A 20,600-nucleotide genomic window follows, 5' to 3' on the forward strand; every position below is an offset into this window, starting at 1 on the left:
AGTTACAATGTGGCTTATCCCGAACTGGGGGTATTTAGGCAAAGTGTTTACGAATAGTTTGATTGAATACTTGTGGTTGCTCAATATTTGAAATGTGTGACGCGTCAATAGTCGCGAGTGTGGCATTTGGGATATGATCGACCATATATTGACTATCGGCCACCGTCGTCACTGGGTCTTCAGTACCTGCCACCACCGTAATCGCGACATCGATATCTTTTAACTGCTCGCGAGTATCAGCGACAGCCAGCGCTTCACAACAGCTGGCATAACCTTTGCTACTGCTAGCGGCAAGAGTGTCAGACAAGGCGTTGACGATATCAGGATGGTTACTGATAAAGCCCTCAGTAAACCAGCGCGATGCGGCTGTAGCGGCAATAGTGCTCAAACCTTCTGTTCGGACGAGCTGGGCACGGTCTTGCCAAGCTGCTTCCGTACCAATCTTGGCAGCAGTATTGCACAGCATCAATTGATAAAAGCGGTTAGGATAATGGATGGCCAGCCATTGACCCGTCATGCCGCCCATTGAGATGCCACAGAAGAACGCTTTATCAATATTCAAGTGATCAAGCAGATCAATGACGTCTTGTCCAAGCTGATCTAAGCTATAAGGGCCTTTGGGTGCAGAAGATTTTCCATGACCACGAGTGTCATAACAGATGATGAAATAATCGTTTTGCAAAGCATCAATTTGCGGCTGCCACATGTGGTAGTTGGTACCTAAAGAGTTGGAGAATATAAGCGCAGGGTTACGGCTATCACCAAAAGTGACATAGTTTAAGGTAATGTCTTTATTTTCAAGTACAGGCATAACGATCATCCTTATTTGTCATTTTGGGGTGATTATGATGGTAGTGGCGTATAGGTTTATGGTGGTTGGCCATTAATGCATTCAATGTTCAATTCGTTCAATAATCATCGCGATACCTTGTCCAACACCAATACACATCGAGCAGATGGCATAACGCTTATCCGTTTTCTCAAGTTGATTGAGTGCTGTCAAAATCAAACGTGCGCCTGATGCGCCAAGTGGGTGACCAAGCGCAATCGCACCACCATTCGGATTGACACGCTCGCTATCGTCAGCTAATCCCAAGTCACGCGTGCAGGCTAGGGATTGCGCTGCAAAGGCTTCGTTTAATTCAATGACATCCATCTCATCAAGTGACAGTCCAGTTTGCGCCAGTAGTTTTTTGATCGCAGGCGCTGGAGCAAAGCCCATAATACGTGGTTCGACACCTACCGTGGTGGAAGCCACAATACGCGCACGCGGCTTGAGATTAAATTCTTTAATGGCTTGCTCTGACGCTACTAAGAAGGCTGCTGCGCCATCATTAATGCCTGAGGCATTACCAGCAGTGACTGTGCCATTTTCTTTAACGACGGCACGAAGTTTGGTTAATTTCTCAAGCGTGGTGTCTGCACGAGGATGCTCATCCTTATCGACAATGATGGGCTCACCTTTGCGCTGCGGGATAATGACTGGGGTAATCTCGTCTTTGAAAAATCCTGATGCTTGTGCGGCATGGGTACGTTGTTGGCTGCGTAGTGCAAAGGCATCTTGGTCAGCACGATTGATGTTGAACTGCTCAGCGACATTTTCCGCCGTTTGCGGCATGGTCTCCGTGCCATATAACTCGTCGAGCTTTGGGTTGATAAAGCGCCAGCCCATGGTAGTATCTTTTAATTTTTGGTTACGACCAAATGCCTGATTTGACTTACCCATTACAAATGGCGCACGGCTCATGCTCTCAACGCCGCCTGCGATAATGAGACTGGCTTCTCCGGCTTTAATTGCCCGTGCGGCGATGGCTAACGCATCCATTGATGAGCCGCATAAGCGGTTGACCGTAGTAGCAGGCACTTGATAAGGAAGACCTGCGAGCAATGATGACATGCGCCCGACGTTACGGTTGTCCTCACCGCTTTGATTGGCGCAACCGTAAATAACATCATCTACTTGCACCCAATCGACATTGGTATTGCGTTCCATCAAGGCTTTAATAGGAATAGCGCCCAAATCATCGGTACGTACAGGGGCTAGACTACCACCGTAACGTCCAAAAGGCGTGCGAATGGCGTCAATAATATAAGCGTTGTTTAAATCAGTGGTCGAATCGATCATAGTGATTATCCTAAGTTTTAATTATGAGGCGTTTTTATTTAGTCTCGTTAATGAGTGTGGCACCCGTTACCGCTTGTAAGTCATTAAAGCTTAGGTTTTCGACCATTTCAGTCACTACCAGCCCTTTAATCGAAACGTCTATAACACACAGGTCGGTGAAAATTCGATCGACGCAGTTTTTGCCAGTCACAGGATAGGTAAGCTCGCTGACGATCTTGGGCTCACCAGTCTTGGTCGTATGATTGGTCATCACAAAGACTTTTTTGGCACCGATGGCTAAGTCCATAGCACCGCCAACTGCAGGTATTGCACCTTCTTCACCAGTGCTCCAGTTGGCCAAATCACCATTGGCCGCCACTTGAAACGCACCCAATACGCAAATATCAATATGACCGCCGCGCATCATGGCAAACGAGTCACCATGGTGAAAGAAGCTACCGCCATCTAACATGGTGACGTATTCCTTGCCAGCATTGATCAGCTCTGGATCTTCTTCTCCTTTGGCAGGGGGCGGGCCAAAAGCCAACAAGCCGTTTTCTGAATGTAAAAATACGTCTTTGTCATCAGGCAAGTACTTAGCGATTTTGGTGGGTAGACCAATGCCCAAATTGACATAGGCACCATCTGGAATATCTCGGGCAGCACGCTCAGCGATTTGATCCCGTGTGAGTAATGTATGGCTCATGATGACGCTCCTTATGATTGACCGTATTAAGCGCTGGCTGCGGTAGTAGAATGAGTAGGCTCGATTTGCACCACATGCTGCACAAAGATACCTGGCGTGATGATGTGTTCAGGATCAAGCTCACCCAGATCGACGCTTCTAGAAACTTGAGCGATCGTCACGTCAGCTGCCATGGCCATGATGGGACCAAAGTTACGTGCTGATTTTCGATAGACTAAATTGCCCCAGCGATCGCCCTGATCCGCTTTGATTAAGGCAAAATCTGCTTTGATTGGATATTCAAGCACATAGTCTTTGCCATCGATATGGCGCGTCTCTTTACCTTCAGCAAGCAAAGTACCAAAACCCGTTGGCGTATATACCGCACCAAGTCCCATGCCAGCAGCTTGAATACGGCAGGCCAGATTGCCTTGTGGTACCAGCTCAAGCTCGATTTTTCCCGCATGATATAGCTCGTCAAATACCCAAGAGTCTGACTGACGTGGGAACGAGCAAATGATCTTACGCACTGCCCCTGTTTTTAATAGTTTGGCAAGACCATGATCACCATTGCCTGCATTATTGTTAATAATCACTAGGTCTTTGATATCCAAATCAATGAGCGCATCAATCAGTTCGGCAGGTTGTCCTGCCGTACCAAAACCACCAATCATAATTGTGGCGCCGTCTTTGATTTGACTGAGCACATTCGTGATGCTTTTCTCCGCTTTGTTAATCATAGTTTGACCCTATTTTAGATCTTGTGGAAATCTTTAGAATATTTTGGTTAGCGACGCTCTGATCACCTCTCCCTCAAAAGTATTTTTATTTGAATACTCTTTATACACGGCTATATCACCACCTAGTAGATTAGGCGGTGAAAAATAACCCATAGATAAGCCTAAAGCGTTTCTTTCCTCGTCGCCGTCACCGGTCTCAAAAGTGTTGTAACCAACCAGGCCAACATCTAGCAAGCCGTAACTTTTGCTCAAACCCCATTCAATGATTAGCTCATCATCTAGGTCGTCACCATTAGGCATCTCATAACGACTTAAGGCACTGAGATTAATGTCACCTTGTTGGTTGAGCTTAACGTTACCACCAAGGGTAAGCATGACGGAATCATAACCTTTGCCAGGGCTTGCAAATCGATTGCTATCATAGTCGCCAGTTTCTGCCCAATAACCGATACCACTGACTGCATCCCATCTATCGCCATGCCAGCCTAATACACCGCCCACATATAAATCACCTAAGCCTGTACGTTCATCGACATCCTGACCACCGACTCTTAGATCTGTTTTTATAAGCGGTACAATGGCCTCTAATGTCAAATCGCCACCTAGTACCTTTTGCGGTGTGACCCATATCGCTCGATTGGCAAGTGCGGTAACATTAACCTCGCTGTCATCTGGTAACGCCTCATTTTCATCAGCGCTATAATTTATGAGATAGCCTCTGTAATACACTCCAGGTGGTGGTACTACACTTGCTTTTATTCCTTCAATGCCTGGGACGTAGTGGGAGTCAGAAGCATGGATGGTAAATGACAAGCTAGCAGCGATAGTAAGTAGGGTGATTTTCTTCATCGTATTTTTCATAGAACATCCTTGTTCATATTTTATTTTATGATTGTCCAAAACTTAAGATTAGTGTTTATATTAGTCAACCAGTTCATGAATGGATTAGTGAGTTAAAAAAGATTAGATATTAGGTTGAAAATAATGAGTGCTTACCGAAAGTTAAGCTTGATACCACAGCAGGGCGTGGTATCAAGTAGATATTGAGATTATTAGTCATGACTTTTATGTAAATACCTGAAGAAGCTAGGTATTTAACTAAGTATTTAACAAAATATACTATCTACCCTTGTGCACGGCGACGTGCTACCTCACTACCATGTACATCAGCTTTACTATTTTTTAACAGATGGAAGTCGAAATCGATTGAAGCATAAGGCTTATCAAGACCTTTTTCTTTGAGCTTATCAGCGTTGTCAACCATGGTGACTTCCGGTACTAAGCCTTCACGACTGGCAAAAGCAAAGTCATCCCAAAGGTATTCATCACCATCAATATTGATCTGCGTGGTTATTTTGCGCATACCTTCAGCACTAACGAAGAAGTGAATGTGAGCAGGGCGATTACCATGACGTCCTAAAGCACTTAATACTTGATCCGTCATACCACCTGGTGGTACTGAGTAACCCAGTGGCACAATACTACGAAAAGCATACTTGCCGTCACCATCAGTAATGATAGTACGACGTAGATTAAAGTCAGGTTGCGATTCATCGAAGTAAGAGTAGTTACCTAAAGTGTTGGCATGCCATGCCTCTACTTTAGCATTAGGGATAGGATTGCCATCTTCGTCATAAACATATCCTTGCATAAATAGCACTGTGCCTTCTTCATCTTCAGTACCATCATCAAGCCTCGCAAAGCCTTTTTCTTCAGGAGCACCTGATACATATAGTGGCCCTTCAATGGTACGTATTGTGCCACCTTCTAATCCAGCCGCTTTCATATGTTCTTCAATCATTAAATCCATGAAATGATCAAAACCTAAACCTGGTGATAAGAGGCCGGCTTCTTTGCCTAAATCGCCAATGTAAGACACACCAGTCCAGTATTCATCAGCAGTGATATTTAGATCATTAATCGTTTTCATCAAATCGGTCACAATGCGCAGGGTGATTTCTTGCACACGTGGATTAACTTGCTCAGGGAAGTCGATCTTGCCTTTAATGAACTGTTCAGCCAATTTTTCAATCTGCTTGTGTTCCATGTTCTTTCTCCTTGGGTTTAACCTGATTTGTGAGGATATCCTCGTGGTCGTTCAATCGTTTTAGCTGTCATTTTCACGAACAGATGATGGGTGACGAAGTAGTGGCGTAACTTCTACTTTCATGTAAGGATAAAGAGGCAATGACATCATGATATCGTGCAGCTCTTCATTGCTCTCAACATCAAAGATACTAAAGTTTGAGTACTCGCCAGCCAATCGCCAAATATGACGCCATTTGCCTTGCTCTTGCAATTTTTGTGATAGCGCTTTTTCAGTGGCTTTTAGTTCGGCAACTTTGTCAGCATCCATATCGTTTGGTATTAAGACATCCATTCGTACGTGATATAGCATTATTCTTTCCTTATGGTTTTGAGCCCGTTAATTATTTAATTCGTTATAAGCTATTTTCAGCAGCAAGGTAGGGTTGAGAGTTTGTATTTGATACCGCTGATAGGCTGAGTCCTGCATAATGATAGATTTTATCGCGATCCACCTCGATCCCTAGTCCAGGGCCTGTTGGCACAGACAGTCCAAAGTTACTGTAATCTAGCGGACGAGCTAGAATATCTTCGGTGAGTAATAGAGGTCCAAAAAGTTCAGTATCAAAATTTAAACTAGGGTAAGTTGAGAACACATGAGCCGATGCGGCCGTGCCAATGGGGCCCTCTAACATCGTACCACCGTATAATTCTATTCCTGCAAGCTGTGCCATTTGTCCAATGAGGCAGGCTGCCTTTAGTCCGCCAGCTTGGTTGATTTTGACTGCAAAGACATCGGCGCAATGATCAATTGCTAAACGAAAAGCATTTTGTGGATCTTGGACAATCTCATCGGCCATGATGGCTACCTCAAAATGCTCTTTTAAACGTTTCAGTCCCGCCTGATTACGCATAGAGATAGGTTGTTCTATTAAATCTACCCCGCCAGCTTGCAAACGCTTGATTGCGCTCATGGCTTCAAGCTCAGTCCATGCTTGATTGACATCGACGGTGACACGATACTCTGGTATAGCTTGCTTGATAGCCAGTACATGAGAAATGTCTTCATTAATAGGATTACTGCCAATTTTCAATTTGAAAATCCGATGCTTTTTTTGTTCGATCATCTGTTTTGCTTCGCTAATATCTTGATCAGTATTACCGCTGGCAAGTGTCCATGCCACTTCAAGCTCATTACGTACACGGCCACCTAATAACTCACTGACCGGTATGCCAAGACGTTTACCCTCGATATCGAGTAGTGCGGTTTCAATTGCGCATTTTGCAAAGCGATTACCAATGATATGCTGATTTAGTAACTGCATAGCTTTGGCAGTGGAAGTGGGGGCTTCTTTTAATAACAAAGGCGTGAAGTAAGTGTCTATATTGGTCTTGATACTATGTGGGCTCTCTTCTGCATAGTTGAGCCCACCGATGGTTGTCGCTTCGCCCCAACCTTCAAGCCCATCTTCTGTTTGAATATGAACTAAGACTAAGGTCTGCTCATTCATTACCGTACAAGCAAGTTTATGAGTTCGAATGGTAGGTATCGGAACCAGCAATGTCGTAATTGAACGAATCATATTGCGCTAACCCTTGATTAATTAGTTATTATGCTTGTTATTAACTATAAGGCTTATAAACTGCCGTGTCTAAGACCTTATATGATGCTTTTTTATACCTTTTAGGTATAGTATGATAGTAATACAAGGGTTTAATAGACGGACAAAGTTGATTGACAACCTAATGATAATTAAAAAAATGATAATAAGGATAACGATATGGAGCTTAGACATTTACGTTATTTTGTCGCAATGGCAGAAGAAAAAAGCTTTAGTAAAGCGGCTGAGCGGCTTTTTATATCCCAGCCACCACTTAGTCGTCAGATAAAACAGTTAGAAGAAGAGATGGGAGTGCTTTTGATTGATCGTGATCAACGGCCTCTCAAGTTAACTGAAGCAGGGGTTTTCTTCTACGAGAATGCCATACAGATTCTAAAAAAGTCCGATAATCTTCGAGCGATGACTATGCGTAAGGGGAAGTTTGATGGCTCTTTGTCTATAGGTTTTGTGGCGTCGATTTTATACGGAACGTTACCAAGAGTGATCTCACGCTTTCGCAAGGTATATCCTAATATAGAAATAAAACTTCATGAATTAAATTCGTGGCAGCAGACGCAAGCACTGACAAACGGCAAGATAGATGTAGGGTTTGGAAGATTGTTTTTTGAGGACGCTTCGGTGAGACGTATTTTATTGAGAGAGGAGAGCTTAGTGGTAGCCGTTCCTATTGATCATCCCATCATCCAACGACGACAAAGCACTATAACTATTGCTGATCTAGCTAATGAGAATCTATTATTATATCCAAAGTCGCCACGACCTAGTTTTATTGACTTTGTTTTGGGTTTGTTTGAGGAACGCAATATTGAGCCGAGTTCATTTTCAGAAGTCAGCGAATTGCATGTGGCTTTAGGTTTAGTAGCTGCAGGAGAAGGGATCACCATTGTGCCTCAAGCGCTTAAGAACCTACGCGGTACAGAGATTGGTTATATTCCATTAGAAGATGGATTATTAACGTCGCCAGTTATTATGAATGTTCGTCATTTTGATAAGTCGGATTTGCTAAAAACTCTACTCGATGTCACTTACAAGTTATATGATGAAGAGGAGTTTGTTTATCGGCGTGAAGAGATTTAAGCAATTTACTCACTATGAACCGCCCCGGGATTGTCGGAGACTCAACATTCTGAGAGAATACGACAATGAAAAGACAAACCTACACTCCTGAGATTAAAGAACGCGCCGTTCGCATGCTGATTGAAGCGTCGAGCGACTATCCTTCTACATGGTCAGCCATTCAAGCCATAGCGTCAAAGATTGGCTGTACGCCTGAGACACTGCGATCCTGGCATAAAAAGCACATAGACCAAACCATTCCCGCCTCAGTGCAGGCTCAAAGTGACAAAGAGCGTATCAAAGAGCTTGAACGCGAGAACAAAGAGCTCAAGCAAGCCAATGAGATTATACGTAAGGCTGCTGGTCTTGAAGCCCAGGCGGAGAAGGGCCGTCCACCCAGATAATGGTTCAGTTTATTGATGACTATAGAGGTAGTTATGGGGTCGAGCTGATTTGTAGAGTACTACCGATTGCCCCGTCAACCTATCACCGTGCTAAAGACTTGGAGAGCTACCCTGAAAAACGCTCACTGCGCAGTCAGCATGACGACTACTATCTCAGCGAGATTAAACGCATCTGGCAGGACAGCAAATGCCGCTATGGTGCTCGCAAAGTCTGGCGGCAGATGAAGGCAGATGGCATTTATATCGCACGCTGCACCGTCGAGCGTTTAATGAGTCAGCACGGCTTACAAGGTGTCTGGCGCGGTAAGGGTAAGATTACCACCAACAGCCGTGACGACCAAAAGCGTGCTGACGACTTGGTCAATCGTAACTTTAATGCCCATCGTCCTAATCAGCTATGGGTGGCTGACTTTACTTATATCAAGACATTGAGCGGCTGGGTTTATACCGCTTTTATCATCGATGTATTTGCTCGCGCTATTGTCGGCTGGAAAGTATCGAATCGTATGAACACTGATATGGTAATGGCAGCATTAAATCAAGCGATAACAGATAGAAACAATCCCAAAGATGTGATTCATCACAGTGATCGAGGGGTTCAGTACTTATCTATTCGCTATACTGATAAGATGACGGACTCTGGCGTGATTGCTTCTGTTGGCACGACAGGTGATTCATACGACAATGCATTGGCTGAAACGGTCAATGGGCTTTACAAGTCTGAGGTGATTCATTATTTAAAGCAGAACTGGACTGGTGTGAACGATGTTGAACTGACAACCCTTGAATGGGTGGATTGGTTCAACAAGAAGCGTCTACATAGCACGATTGGATATGTGTCACCCTTTGAGTTTGAAAAGCGGTATTATGATAATTTAACCCTGTCAGGCATCGCTGCCTGACTCAAGTAGATCAGCCTCCGATATAGTCGGGGCGGTTCATGTTTAGTATTTGACCATCATAAGTGTCAATAGTGCCTTTAGCTAAGCTAGTCTTTGCTGATTTAAAGTAGGTATATGCATCTCTCAGTGTTGGTACATTATTAGTCTTATCTTTCGGCTCTTCCAAGACCTCATGAAGCCCGTCATAAACATGCAGACCTTTTTTTATATTAGCCATCATTATGCTGGCTTTTTCACGCGCTTCGGTGAGTGTGATTAAATGCGTTTCTTCTACTTCGTCTCTATACAGCTTTCCATTGATGCGCTTATGCAGTGTATAGCGCTTTGACTGCTTGCCTACACGTAGCGCAAATCCAGTTAATACATCATCCATATAGATATCAGTACCTTTAGCGGTATAGTCTACTGAATCAATAAATTTTTTGGTAAGTTTAACCTTCATATATCACCCATGCAGCAGTATATAACCATAGTGTTAGTAGTATCATACTTTAATTACTATAAGGGTCAAAGTATCAAGATAGTATCAAAAAACCAACTAAGTCCATGCGTTCGCATAAATTTTAGACAATAAAAAACCCTTACAAGCTAATGCCTGTAAGGGTTTGAATATGGTGGGCCCAGTAGGACTTGAACCTACGACCAAAGGATTATGAGTCCTCTGCTCTAACCAACTGAGCTATGGGCCCTAACGTTAGACGCACAATGATACCTGATTTCTCTAATTTTTCAAGTAAAAGATAAGCACAATTATAACTATTTACTAAATTTTAATACTTACCACCTGCTAGGGTCAGACCACGTCCACCATCAACATCGATAATCTGTCCGGTGACATAGCTGGCTTGTATTAAATATAGTACGCTGTGAGCAATGTCTTCAGGTTTACCGATTCGCTGTAGAGGTATTGAGTCAACGATACTATGCTGCAGCGTAGGCTCAAGCGCTTGATCACTATCAGTCTCAGGTAAAACATTAACCCCAGGTGCTACACCGTTGACCCGTACGTTTGGTGCTAGATCAAGCGCTAGCGACTGTACCATCATCCGCTGGGCCGCCTTTGCCATATTATACACAGTGTAATCTTTAAAGGGCTTGTTGTGCGCATGAATATCGAGCAGGCTAATGATACAGCCTTGCTGAGCCTGCAAGTAGGGTAGTAGCGCTTGGCTGAGTATCAAAGGCGCTTTAGCATTAGTTAAAAACAGCTCATCCCATTGCTCATTATCGATACTAGTTATAGAGGTTATAGGAGTTGGGTAAAAGCGCGAGGCGTTGTGCACGAGTACATCAAGCTGACCAAACGCGCCGATGCTAGCTTTGACAAAAGTGTCTAAGCGGTCTTTAGCATTAATCACGGATAAGTCTGCGATTAATACTTTGGCGCTATGCGGGCGTATCTGATTGAGCTCGTCGCTGAGTTGTTGTGCCTCAGACTGGCTATTATGGCAATGGATAATAACGCGGTAGTCCTGACGATGGGCAGCTTTAACAATAGCTGCACCAATACGCTTAGCGCTGCCAGTGACAAGTATAACGGGGGCAGTGTCAAGATCTGTCATAAGCTAAGTTTGCTCATCTTGAGCTTGCAGGTGCTGGATACGGGCGCCGCGCAGAGCCGCCCCAATAGCTGGGCCTTTTAGGTCGCTTGCAATATCAGGCATACCAATAGCATGATAACTACTCAGCGCTAGCATCATTTCACGGTGATGAATGGCCAACTGTAGCACTTGACTAGTGACTAACAATTGCGAGATCTTCTCAGGGGCTTTGTGCGCGCTACAAGCTTGAATAAGATCAATCTTTTGTGCGGCGTTCAGCTCATCTATGTTATTTAGCTGCTGCGCCTGCTCGACAAAAAGACTAGCAAACTGAGTATGCGCTTTGGGTACTTTGGCGCTTTGACCTAGGCTAGAGATGCTCTTAGAAGCTGTGGTTGCATCGTTTTTTAAATGAAACAAAGCGTCATCGAGACTCGCCATAAGCAGGGCCCAACGCTGTGAGAGGTTCAATTGCATTTGACCGGCGAAATACAAAGCGGTTTGTACGGTTTCTTTAACAGTGGTGTTTTGCCATGCTTGGCCCAGCGGTGCAAAATAGTCATCAAGCGCACCAATGTCAAATAGCGTCTGCCAGTAAATATGAGGAGAGACCTGCATAGTAGCGCGGCTAGATTCTTGCCAAACGCGCTCACAACTCAAATGCGCAAGCTCACCAGAAGTAGCCAACTTGCGCATCAATTGCAAAGTGTCACTACTGATACTAAACCCTAAGGCATGATAACGACCATAAAAACGCGCCACTCGCAGCACTCGTAGCGGGTCTTCACCAAAAGCGTCTGAGACATGGCGCAAGGTTTTTTGTTCAATGTCATCTAGGCCGCCATAATAATCGATAACTTCGCCTGTGATAGGGGTGTCATCGGTTAAGCTGGTCACCTCGATTGCCATCGCATTGATGGTCAAATCGCGGCGCTGCAAGTCTTGTTGTAGCGTCACGTCAGGGCTGGCATGGACACTAAATCCTTGATAGCCGTGTCCTTGCTTGCGCTCAGTGCGGGCAAGCGCATACTCTTCGTGCGAGGTTGGGTGCAAAAATACTGGGAAGTCTGCGCCTACTTGTACAAACCCTGCAGCTAGCATCTGCTCGACGCTACTGCCTACCACTACAAAGTCTTTGTCAGTCACAGGGCGACCAAGCAGCCCATCGCGAACCGCACCGCCTACCAAGTACACTTGCATGTTCACCTCTAAAACCTAAATTTTAACCAAAAAAAACCAGCCAACGCGCGACGTTAGCTGGTTTTATTATAGCATAGCACTTATTACTAAATGATAAGTGCTCCTAGTTATCAAAACGGCTAGTTATCAAAACCGCTAGATTACTTCTGCTCTTCTTCTAAGTCCAGCGCTTCGGTGACGGCAAGGGCAGTCATATTGACAATACGGCGAGCAGTCGCTGATGGCGTTAGGATATGCACAGGCTTACTAGCACCCAATAAGATAGGACCGATAGAAGCGCTATTGGTTGCTGTTTTTAGCAAGTTAAAGGCGATATTTGCTGCATCAAGCGTTGGTAAGATGAGCAGATTGGCCGCGCCTCTAAATTCGGTAGAAGGGAAGTCTTCTATACGGATATGCTCATCAAGCGCAGCATCCCCTTGCATCTCACCATCGAAGTCAAAGCTGACATTCATTTCGGTCAATAACTGATAGACTTTGCGCATTTTTACCGCGCTTTCGCGGTTTGAGGTGCCAAAGTTTGAGTGCGATACCAAAGCGACTCTTGGGGTGATACCAAAGCGCTCAAGCTGTTCTGCGGCCAGTACCGTCATCTCGGCCAATTGTTCAGCAGTCGGGTCTTCATGGATATAAGTATCGGCAATAAAAATATTACGATCTTGCATGAGTACCGCGTTCATCGCATAAAAATCACTAACGCCTTGTTTTTTACCGATGACGTTTTGTACATATTCTAAATGCAGCTGATAATGGCTAAACGTACCGCAGATCATGCCTTCGGCATCGCCATTTTCGACCAATAAAGAGCCGATAAGCGAGGTCTTACGGCGAACATCACGGCGAGCCAGCTCTATACTGACACCTTTACGTTTGTTCTTTTCGTAGTAGCCTTGCCAGTAGTCTTTATAGCGTGGATCATCATCTTGATTGACGATAGTTATGTTGACGCCGTCTTGTAGACGCAGGCCAAGCTTTTCAATATTGGCTTCGATCACAGCTGGACGACCAACAAGAATAGGCTGAGCCAATTGCTCATCGACCACAACTTGTACAGCTAATAACACGTTATTATCTTCGCCTTCACAGTAAACGATACGCTTAGGATCAGATTTGGCGCGCGCAAAGATAGGCTTCATCACAAACGCTGAGTTATAGACAAACTCAGACAAGCGTTGGCGATAGGCTTTCATATCTAAAATAGGCAGGCTAGCGACGCCTGAGTCCATTGCCGCTTGCGCCACAGCAGAAGCAATCTCAATGATTAAGTTTGGCTCGAGTGGTCCTGGGATCAAGTAATCGCGGCCAAAACGGCGCATCTTATCCGTGTTTTTGACATTACCGACAGGGGTAGCCTCAACGTGAGCCATAGCTGCAATAGCCCGAACACAAGCGACCTTCATCTCTTCGTTAACGGCGGTCGCGCCAACATCTAAGGCGCCGCGGAAGATATAAGGGAAGCACAGGGCATTATTGACTTGGTTAGGGTAGTCTGAACGACCGGTTGCCATAATCACGTCTGGACGTACGGAGTGCGCAAGCTCTGGCATAATCTCAGGCGTTGGGTTAGCAAGTGCAAAGACGATAGGGTCTTTTGCCATACGTTTGACCATATCAGGAGTCAAAATGCCAGGCATCGATAAGCCTAAGAACATATCGGCATCATCCATAACCTCTTCGATAGTCGTCGCATCTGTATCGCGGGCATAGCGCTGCTTGGACTCATCAAGATTATCACGGCTAGTAGATATAATACCGCGTGAATCAGAGACAAAAATATTGTCTTTGTTAACGCCTAGCGCACAGATAATATCTAGGCAAGAGATAGCGGCAGCACCCGCTCCTGAACAAACAATCTTAATCTCTTCGATTTTTTTATCGATCAATATTAGAGCGTTGAGTAAAGCGGCGGCCACGATAATAGAAGTACCATGCTGATCATCATGAAAGACGGGAATGTTCATACGCTCGCGCAGTTCACGCTCGATTTTGAAGCACTCTGGTGCTTTGATATCTTCAAGATTGATACCACCGAAAGTCGGCTCAAGAGACGCTACTGCTTCGATGAACTTGTCAGGATCGTTTTGCGCGATTTCGATATCAAAAACATCGATACCGGCGAATTTTTTGAATAGGACGCCTTTACCTTCCATCACAGGCTTTGAAGCTAGAGGGCCGATATCGCCTAGGCCAAGTACTGCGGTACCGTTAGTGATGACACCCACTAGATTGTTACGAGCCGTATATTTAGCCGCCAGTTTTGGATCTTTTTCGATCTCAAGACAAGGTACGGCAACCCCTGGTGAATAAGCAAGCGCTAAGTCGCGTTGGTTAGCGAGCTGCTTGATAGGAGTGACTGAGATTTTACCTGGACGAGGATGCGAGTGGTAATGAAGAGCCGCTTGTTCAAACTGTTCGATTTCTGAAGCTGGGCTGTCCGTATTCAAGGAGGTATCGTCATTCATAATAATGGCCATAGTTAGGATAAAATGGTTATAGGAGATCCAGAGGGGTCATAAAAAAGGCTAATATCAGCGCCTTAAGACTGTGACAGGCCGTTATCCATAAAATAAAGGCTAGGATAAAGCCAAATTTTTAAAAGCACACAGGGGTTAGCTAGGCAGATAAACACCTTGCGCTAAAAAATAACTATTCTAGCATCAATGTCAATTCACTGCCTAGTCAACCGGCGCTAAATGTACAAATTAAAATAACATGACAAGTCATCTATGAAGAGCAGCTAATCGGCAATTGCGGCGCGTCAGGTGCAGGAGGCGTGGTATCAAGATCAGTGGCGATATCTTGTACTTCATAAGGCCGGCTTAACAAGTCATAAACTCTAGCCACTTCATCGAATTGACCTTGCTGGGCTGCCGTAATAGCGCGCTGTGCCATCTCGTTACGCAGCACGTAGACTGGATTGTTGTTTTTCAAACTCTCGATTACTTCATCGGTCGCTAAGGTAGCAAGTCGGTTTAGATAGCGCTGCCGCCAGTCTTGCCAAACTGCTAGCGCTTCTGGCGGTAGTTCATGGCTTATAGTCGCTAATAGTTGCTTCTCATGAGGGTGTGTATCAGGAGCAACCAAGCCTAATAAAGCGCGAAAGCTATTGGTATAATCGAGCAGGTTATCCTCTAATAAGCTTAACCACTCAAACGCTAGCACTAAACTGTCTTGCTCGTGCGGCAGTCCGAGCTTGCGGCACAGACCTTGTTGGTAATGCTGCATAAAGGTTGTCTCATAAGGTGCTAAGCAGTCTGCTAGAGTCTCACGAGTCACGCCCTCAAGACGCATAAAATGCGGTAGCCAAACGTTTAGGTTCCAATAACCAATAGCGGGCTGGTTCTGATAAGCGTAACGCCCTGTGTGATCGGAGTGGTTATTAATCCAAGCCGGATTAAAGCGCTCCATAAAGCCAAAAGGCCCAAAGTCTAAGGTACTGCCAGTAATCGATAGATTGTCAGTATTCATTACCCCATGAGCAAAGCCGATCAACTGCCAATCGGCAATCATACGCGCGGTACGCTCGACAACAGTACTTAAAAATGCCAGTACCGGCTGCTCAGCATCGCGGCACTCCGGATAGTAAGTATCGATCATATAATCAGTAAACTCGCCGAGTAAGTCCGGTGCAAAGCTCGCTATCCATTCGACATGACCAAGGCGTACATGACTATCTGCTACTCGCATTAAAGCGGCGCCGGCTTCCATGGTTTCGCGGCGCACAGGCGTATCTGAGACCACAAACCCTAACGCATTGGAGGCAGGGATACCCAATTGCGCAAAAGCATGACCACATAAGTACTCACGGATAGTACTACGCAGCACCGCCCGGCCATCTCCCATTCGTGAATAAGGCGTGAGGCCGATTCCTTTGAGGTGCAAGTCTTGTAGGGTGTCATTATTATCTAGCACCTGTGCCATAAGTAACCCACGCCCATCGCCCAGTTGTCCCGCCCATTGCCCAAACTGATGACCGGCATAAGCCATCGCCAGCGGCTCAAAACCCTCAGGCACATACTCTCCGCCGACGATTTCGACCCAGCGCTCCATTAACTCTTGATCAGTTGACCAGCCTAATTGCTCAGCGACTTGTGAGTTGAAGTGGCCGGCACGCGGGTTGTTAAGAGCGCTTGGCGGCTGCTTATGATATAGACGCGGATCTAATTGGGCATAGCTATTTTGGTAGCGCATAACGGCTTCCTATTTTTTATCGATAAATTGAGCAAAAAAATCCCCCTAACTATAACAGTTAGAGGGTAGGAGAAAAGTAGCAATTTTTAAATATTAGCTTTAACACTAACTTAGTACAAACTAAGCGGCTTTATTGTTAAAGCCAATGGAGCGAAATGCGGTTTTGAGATTATTATTATGCTCAAAGATTTTTTGCTCAACTTTAATATATTCGTGCTTAAGCTTATCATCCACTTCGTGTAAGCGATCGGCAAAGTCTGTCTTTTTCATCTCAACCGCTTTGGCTTTTAGCGCTTGCCATTGCTCAACGGTTTGCTTAAACGCATCGTATTCAAGCTTAATACGGTCTTGGAAATTTTGCATTGCTTGCGGAATATCAAGACCTTCAGAAGTTGCTTTGTCGATTTGTTGCTGCGCACGCTTAAACTGCATTTGTACTTCAGCATGCTTAATCGTCGTATCATCAACGGTGCGCAGATCTGAGGTTAAACCAAGCTTAGATAAACCGGCAATCAGCCACTTCGTTGGATCGTACTGCCACCATTTAACGCCATTACGATAGTCGTATTGGAAGAAGTGGTGGTAGTTGTGATAACCCTCACCCCAAGTAAATATCGCTAGCATAAAGTTATCACGGGCACTATTAGTGTCGGTATAAGGACGCGTCCCAAACATATGACATAAAGAGTTGATAAAGAAAGTAAAATGATGCGTCAGCACTAGACGTAGCAGGCCTGCTAACACCAGCGTACCCCAAACGTCACCGATCAACCAACCTACGGCTGCGACCATAGCTACGTTAGTCGCGAGCACCCAAAGACCATAATACTTATGCTGGATTTGTAACACTTTATCTTTAGTCAAATCAGGGATGTTTTTGTAATCAAAACGGCCGCTAGGGTAGTTACGTAGCATCCAACCAATGTGACTAAAGAAAAACCCACGCTGCGCTGAATACGGGTCTTCCATACGATCATCGACGTGACGATGATGGGTGCGGTGACCTGACACCCAATCAAAGGCTGAACCTTGCACGGCAAGCGTTGACCCTAAAAGTAAGAAGTTTTTAACCACAGGGTGCGCTTTGTAGGCACGATGCGATAGCAAGCGATGATAGCCTGCAGTAATACTAATACCTGTCCAGACCATAAAGGCGCCAAACACACCCCAGACTGGCGCACTGACTTCATGAGTCAATAAATACCAAGGGGTAATAACTGCCGCTGCAATAGGCGTTGCTATCAAAAAGATAGCAGGTACTAAATTAATGGGCGACTTTTGGAATTCAAGCTCAAGAGGGTCAACACCTTCATAGTTGGCTGCAGGGTTTGCATTCTTGTAGCCGCTTGTAGCCGCAAATTGAGTTTCTGCTGCTGTATTGGTGTTGCTCTTGTTATTGTCAAACCATGTCTTAACACGTAGCGCTTGAGTGCCAGCGTTTTGTATAAGCGTATCACCAGACTTCATAGCGAGACGTAAGCCTTTAAGTGGTAAACCTATTACTTTTTTAGCAATCATGTAATATCCCTAACGGTATTAATTTCAGCGTCCATATTACCCTAAAAACACAGTAAAGTGAACAGATATGCACTAGAAAAATATTGCTAAATAACAATAACTTGTATGAGTTATGGTATATCTATAGCGAAAACCACGTTAGCTATCAGGTGTTCAGCGAAAGTGTAAAACTGTGCGGAGATATGTTACACAAGGTATCGCGCTTAGCGAGCAGATATCGCATGCTGTTATTTAGGCAAATGCTATAACTTATAACAAAATATCAATTAGGAACTCTCAACGCTAGGGTCATAATAATTGCGAAGGAATATCGGTGATAATGACATCGACTTGCCATTCTATCAGCTGTTTTATCGCACTGATGTCATTGACCGTCCAAGCGCTCACTGGCAACTGATAACGATGACAATTAGCGATGATTTGCTTGTTTAGCAGCGGATAATGAATACCCAGTTGAGTACAGCCTAATCGCAGCGCGGTATTGGGCGCTGATGAGATAAGACTCGGCTCAAGCACTAATAGGCCGCGAGATATCGATGAGAGCTGCGGATGCTGCTGCAATTGGGCGAGTAGGGTTTTATCAAAGCTCGTTAATACCAACGGCAGGCTTGATAACGGGCTATTGACTAAGTAGCGTAGTAACGCTTGCACAAGCTTGGTATGATCGGTGCGATTGTGAGTCTTAATCTCAAGCTCGATATGAGTAAACTGACTCAAAGTATGAGCCTGACTGCTTAATTCTGTGATCTCATAAGCCTTATCACTGCTGATGGTATTAACACCTAACAGACTATTGAGCGCTTGACGTTGAGGTTTGAATGCAGGGGCAGACATCGAGAGCGGTAGAGACTGCGCTAGCATATCGAGCGTAATGATATGATGGCCCGATTGGGTGTGACGTTGAATCTCGCGCAGGCTTAATTGGTCAATTCTTGCTTGCAGGCCGCATAGACGCTGTAAGGTGTCATCATGAAAAACAATTAAATGACCATCAGCGGTGAGCTGCACATCGAGCTCAACACCTGCTAAGCCCCTTGCTTGCAAGCGCTTAGCGTGTTGAAAACCGAATAAAGTGTTCTCTAGCGCTTCCACGCGGGCACCGCGATGCCCAAGGAGCTGCGTTTTTTTAAAATTTATCATAATAAGGTAAGAGTCTTTTGCATGATCAAAGCAGGTTATTGTACCTATCTGAGCTGCCTTTTATGATAGACCGCTTGCTTTGACGGTCAATAAATAATCACAGTGCCTTTAAGCGTTCTGTGTTGTGTTTTTGCAACTAACGCTAGTTTTATATCGATTAAGGGCTTTTATTTGTATATCTGGAAATCGTCATGCTGAACATCTTAGCCAAACCCCGTATAATGATTTCATTTTCAATGAAGTGCCATTCTTTAAAGTCGCTATTCTTTCAAGTTGCCATTTTAAAATTATCTATGGTACAAGACTGTAGATAACAGATAGAGCTTATCCTTAGATTGGGTAAAAGACTATCTGTAAAAGGGTGATGATTTATAAAGCGTAAGTAACGATAAAGAGCTTAAAGGCAGTTATAAAAAGGTCAGTATCTCAGGAGCTAAATGAGTATGAGCGTAGTCAAAAATAAGTGGATGAAATGGCAGCAGGTTGCTGGTATTGGTTTAGTATGTGGTTTAGCCGTTGCAGGCTGTAGTCGCCCAGACGATGAAGACAGCGCCGATACTACGGATATTACTGCTGAGCAGCAAGCCGCCGATGATGCTGATGTTGCACCCGTAATGAAGTGTGATGATCCTATGGTTCAAGACCGTCTCAGAACCGCACTAAAGAACACGTTAGATCAACAAGCGCAAACGCTTGCAACTAACTATGTCAACAACGCAGACGTGGCTATTAGTAATAGTATGCTCGATACTAAAGTGGGTAATATCAAGATTGATGTGCAAAACGCAGCGGTTTTACAACAAGCCAATACCAATGGCATGACCACTTGTCAGGCGAGCGTCAGCATGACTTTGCCTAGCGAAGACTTATACCAAGCCAGCCTCATAGATTCATCTAATAACAAGCCAAGCTTGCAATCACGATTGGCTAAAGAAAATATCCGTATCAATAATAACATGTTAGTAGACGATGCTTTTAGCTATGTCATTGGTGCTCAAAACGGCCTAGTGCAAGCGCGTATCGCAGGACAACCGGCTCTAATCGGCATAGTCGCTGATGTTATGGCAGGCTCATCACTCAAAACCGTGCTAGATGAACAAGCAGCGAATCAACGTGCAGAGGCGGCAGCTGAGCGTAGAGCTGCTGCGTCAAACAGACAAGAGAATCAGACCATCCGTCAGCCTAGAACGGTGACGCCAGTTGAGCCTATTCGTCGAGCCGAGCCGCCAACACCACCAGCGCCGCCATCAATCAATCAAAGCGGCAGTGCGAATGAAGAGAGTACGGCAGCGGCTATCACAAATGATGATAACCCAGTAGAGTCTGCACTTCCAAAAGCCGTACCTGAAGATGAGAGCATCGATATGATCATCATCGAAGACGATAGTGCCACTTACTAAGGGTTATGATTGTCTTAAAAATCATGTCTTAAGCATCAGTGGTTAAAAAAAGCGTCTATAGCTTGAAGTTAT

General features: G+C 44.8%; 18 protein-coding genes, 1 tRNA gene and 1 other annotated feature. Of the genes, 3 read left to right on the plus strand and 16 right to left on the minus strand.

What is annotated here, in order from left to right; translation table 11 throughout:
- Positions 1 to 34 precede the first annotated feature (34 nt).
- The 8 genes from pcaD to JMY03_RS06495 all read right to left on the minus strand — a co-directional run bounded on the left by pcaD (position 35) and on the right by JMY03_RS06495 (position 7,137).
- Positions 35 to 811 carry a 3-oxoadipate enol-lactonase gene (gene pcaD, locus JMY03_RS06460; protein ID WP_201602265.1) on the minus strand — a complete coding sequence of 259 codons (777 nt, stop codon included), beginning with the start codon at positions 809 to 811 and terminating at the stop codon, positions 35 to 37.
- 81 nt (positions 812 to 892) lie between these two features.
- Positions 893 to 2,125 (minus strand): 3-oxoadipyl-CoA thiolase, encoded by a 1,233-nt coding sequence (gene pcaF, locus JMY03_RS06465; RefSeq protein WP_201572145.1) that lies wholly within the window; start codon positions 2,123 to 2,125, stop codon positions 893 to 895.
- Between the two features lie 34 nt (positions 2,126 to 2,159).
- Positions 2,160 to 2,810 (minus strand): 3-oxoacid CoA-transferase subunit B, encoded by a 651-nt coding sequence (locus JMY03_RS06470; RefSeq protein ID WP_102091445.1) that lies wholly within the window; start codon positions 2,808 to 2,810, stop codon positions 2,160 to 2,162.
- A gap of 26 nt (positions 2,811 to 2,836) precedes the next feature.
- On the minus strand, positions 2,837 to 3,529 hold the full coding sequence (locus JMY03_RS06475) for a 3-oxoacid CoA-transferase subunit A (RefSeq protein WP_201602274.1): 693 nt from the start codon (positions 3,527 to 3,529) through the stop codon (positions 2,837 to 2,839).
- 33 nt (positions 3,530 to 3,562) lie between these two features.
- Positions 3,563 to 4,390 carry a SphA family protein gene (locus tag JMY03_RS06480; protein WP_201602276.1) on the minus strand — a complete coding sequence of 276 codons (828 nt, stop codon included), beginning with the start codon at positions 4,388 to 4,390 and terminating at the stop codon, positions 3,563 to 3,565.
- 262 nt (positions 4,391 to 4,652) lie between these two features.
- Positions 4,653 to 5,576 (minus strand): catechol 1,2-dioxygenase, encoded by a 924-nt coding sequence (catA, locus tag JMY03_RS06485; protein WP_201557875.1) that lies wholly within the window; start codon positions 5,574 to 5,576, stop codon positions 4,653 to 4,655.
- 60 nt (positions 5,577 to 5,636) lie between these two features.
- Complete coding sequence (gene catC / locus JMY03_RS06490) at positions 5,637 to 5,927, minus strand: muconolactone Delta-isomerase (RefSeq protein ID WP_102091449.1); 291 nt, start codon at positions 5,925 to 5,927, stop codon at positions 5,637 to 5,639.
- Between the two features lie 43 nt (positions 5,928 to 5,970).
- Complete coding sequence (locus tag JMY03_RS06495) at positions 5,971 to 7,137, minus strand: muconate/chloromuconate family cycloisomerase (protein ID WP_201602278.1); 1,167 nt, start codon at positions 7,135 to 7,137, stop codon at positions 5,971 to 5,973.
- Between the two features lie 198 nt (positions 7,138 to 7,335).
- Here JMY03_RS06495 and JMY03_RS06500 point away from each other — a divergent pair, with 198 nt between their 5' ends.
- The gene (locus tag JMY03_RS06500; protein ID WP_201557879.1) at positions 7,336 to 8,253 is read left to right on the plus strand and encodes a LysR family transcriptional regulator; all 918 of its coding nucleotides are present in this window, start codon (positions 7,336 to 7,338) and stop codon (positions 8,251 to 8,253) included.
- Positions 8,254 to 8,318: 65 nt separating this feature from the next.
- Positions 8,319 to 9,538, plus strand: a protein-coding gene (locus JMY03_RS06505; RefSeq protein WP_201602280.1) for an IS3 family transposase whose coding sequence is annotated in 2 segments (ribosomal slippage) — positions 8,319 to 8,601 and positions 8,601 to 9,538 — 1,221 coding nt in all. Because the reading frame shifts where the segments join, the coding sequence is not laid out codon by codon here.
- Positions 8,594 to 8,710, plus strand: a sequence feature (AL1L pseudoknot). (Overlaps the previous gene by 117 nt.)
- Before the next feature lie 10 nt (positions 9,539 to 9,548).
- Here JMY03_RS06505 and JMY03_RS06510 read toward each other — a convergent pair.
- The 8 genes from JMY03_RS06510 to JMY03_RS06545 all read right to left on the minus strand — a co-directional run bounded on the left by JMY03_RS06510 (position 9,549) and on the right by JMY03_RS06545 (position 19,128).
- A complete protein-coding gene (locus tag JMY03_RS06510; RefSeq protein WP_227675526.1) occupies positions 9,549 to 9,980 on the minus strand; it encodes a hypothetical protein in 432 nt (143 codons plus the stop codon).
- 170 nt (positions 9,981 to 10,150) lie between these two features.
- Positions 10,151 to 10,227 (minus strand) — tRNA-Ile (locus tag JMY03_RS06515).
- A gap of 81 nt (positions 10,228 to 10,308) precedes the next feature.
- Positions 10,309 to 11,100: a pteridine reductase gene (locus tag JMY03_RS06520; protein ID WP_201602282.1), complete on the minus strand. Its 792-nt coding sequence runs from the start codon at positions 11,098 to 11,100 to the stop codon at positions 10,309 to 10,311.
- A 3-nt stretch (positions 11,101 to 11,103) separates the two neighbouring features.
- Positions 11,104 to 12,279 (minus strand): tRNA nucleotidyltransferase, encoded by a 1,176-nt coding sequence (locus JMY03_RS06525; protein ID WP_201603208.1) that lies wholly within the window; start codon positions 12,277 to 12,279, stop codon positions 11,104 to 11,106.
- 140 nt (positions 12,280 to 12,419) lie between these two features.
- Positions 12,420 to 14,741 (minus strand): NADP-dependent malic enzyme, encoded by a 2,322-nt coding sequence (locus JMY03_RS06530; protein WP_201602283.1) that lies wholly within the window; start codon positions 14,739 to 14,741, stop codon positions 12,420 to 12,422.
- A gap of 262 nt (positions 14,742 to 15,003) precedes the next feature.
- Positions 15,004 to 16,470, minus strand: coding sequence for a protein adenylyltransferase SelO (locus JMY03_RS06535; RefSeq protein WP_201602285.1), 1,467 nt, complete (start codon positions 16,468 to 16,470; stop codon positions 15,004 to 15,006).
- Between the two features lie 120 nt (positions 16,471 to 16,590).
- On the minus strand, positions 16,591 to 17,988 hold the full coding sequence (locus JMY03_RS06540; protein WP_227675527.1) for an acyl-CoA desaturase: 1,398 nt from the start codon (positions 17,986 to 17,988) through the stop codon (positions 16,591 to 16,593).
- A gap of 288 nt (positions 17,989 to 18,276) precedes the next feature.
- The gene (locus tag JMY03_RS06545) at positions 18,277 to 19,128 is read right to left on the minus strand and encodes a glycerophosphodiester phosphodiesterase (RefSeq protein ID WP_201602286.1); all 852 of its coding nucleotides are present in this window, start codon (positions 19,126 to 19,128) and stop codon (positions 18,277 to 18,279) included.
- A gap of 443 nt (positions 19,129 to 19,571) precedes the next feature.
- Here JMY03_RS06545 and JMY03_RS06550 point away from each other — a divergent pair, with 443 nt between their 5' ends.
- The gene (locus JMY03_RS06550) at positions 19,572 to 20,528 is read left to right on the plus strand and encodes a hypothetical protein (protein WP_201602288.1); all 957 of its coding nucleotides are present in this window, start codon (positions 19,572 to 19,574) and stop codon (positions 20,526 to 20,528) included.
- Positions 20,529 to 20,600: the final 72 nt, after the last annotated feature.

The organism is Psychrobacter submarinus (assembly GCF_904846685.1).
GTDB lineage: Bacteria > Pseudomonadota > Gammaproteobacteria > Pseudomonadales > Moraxellaceae > Psychrobacter > Psychrobacter submarinus.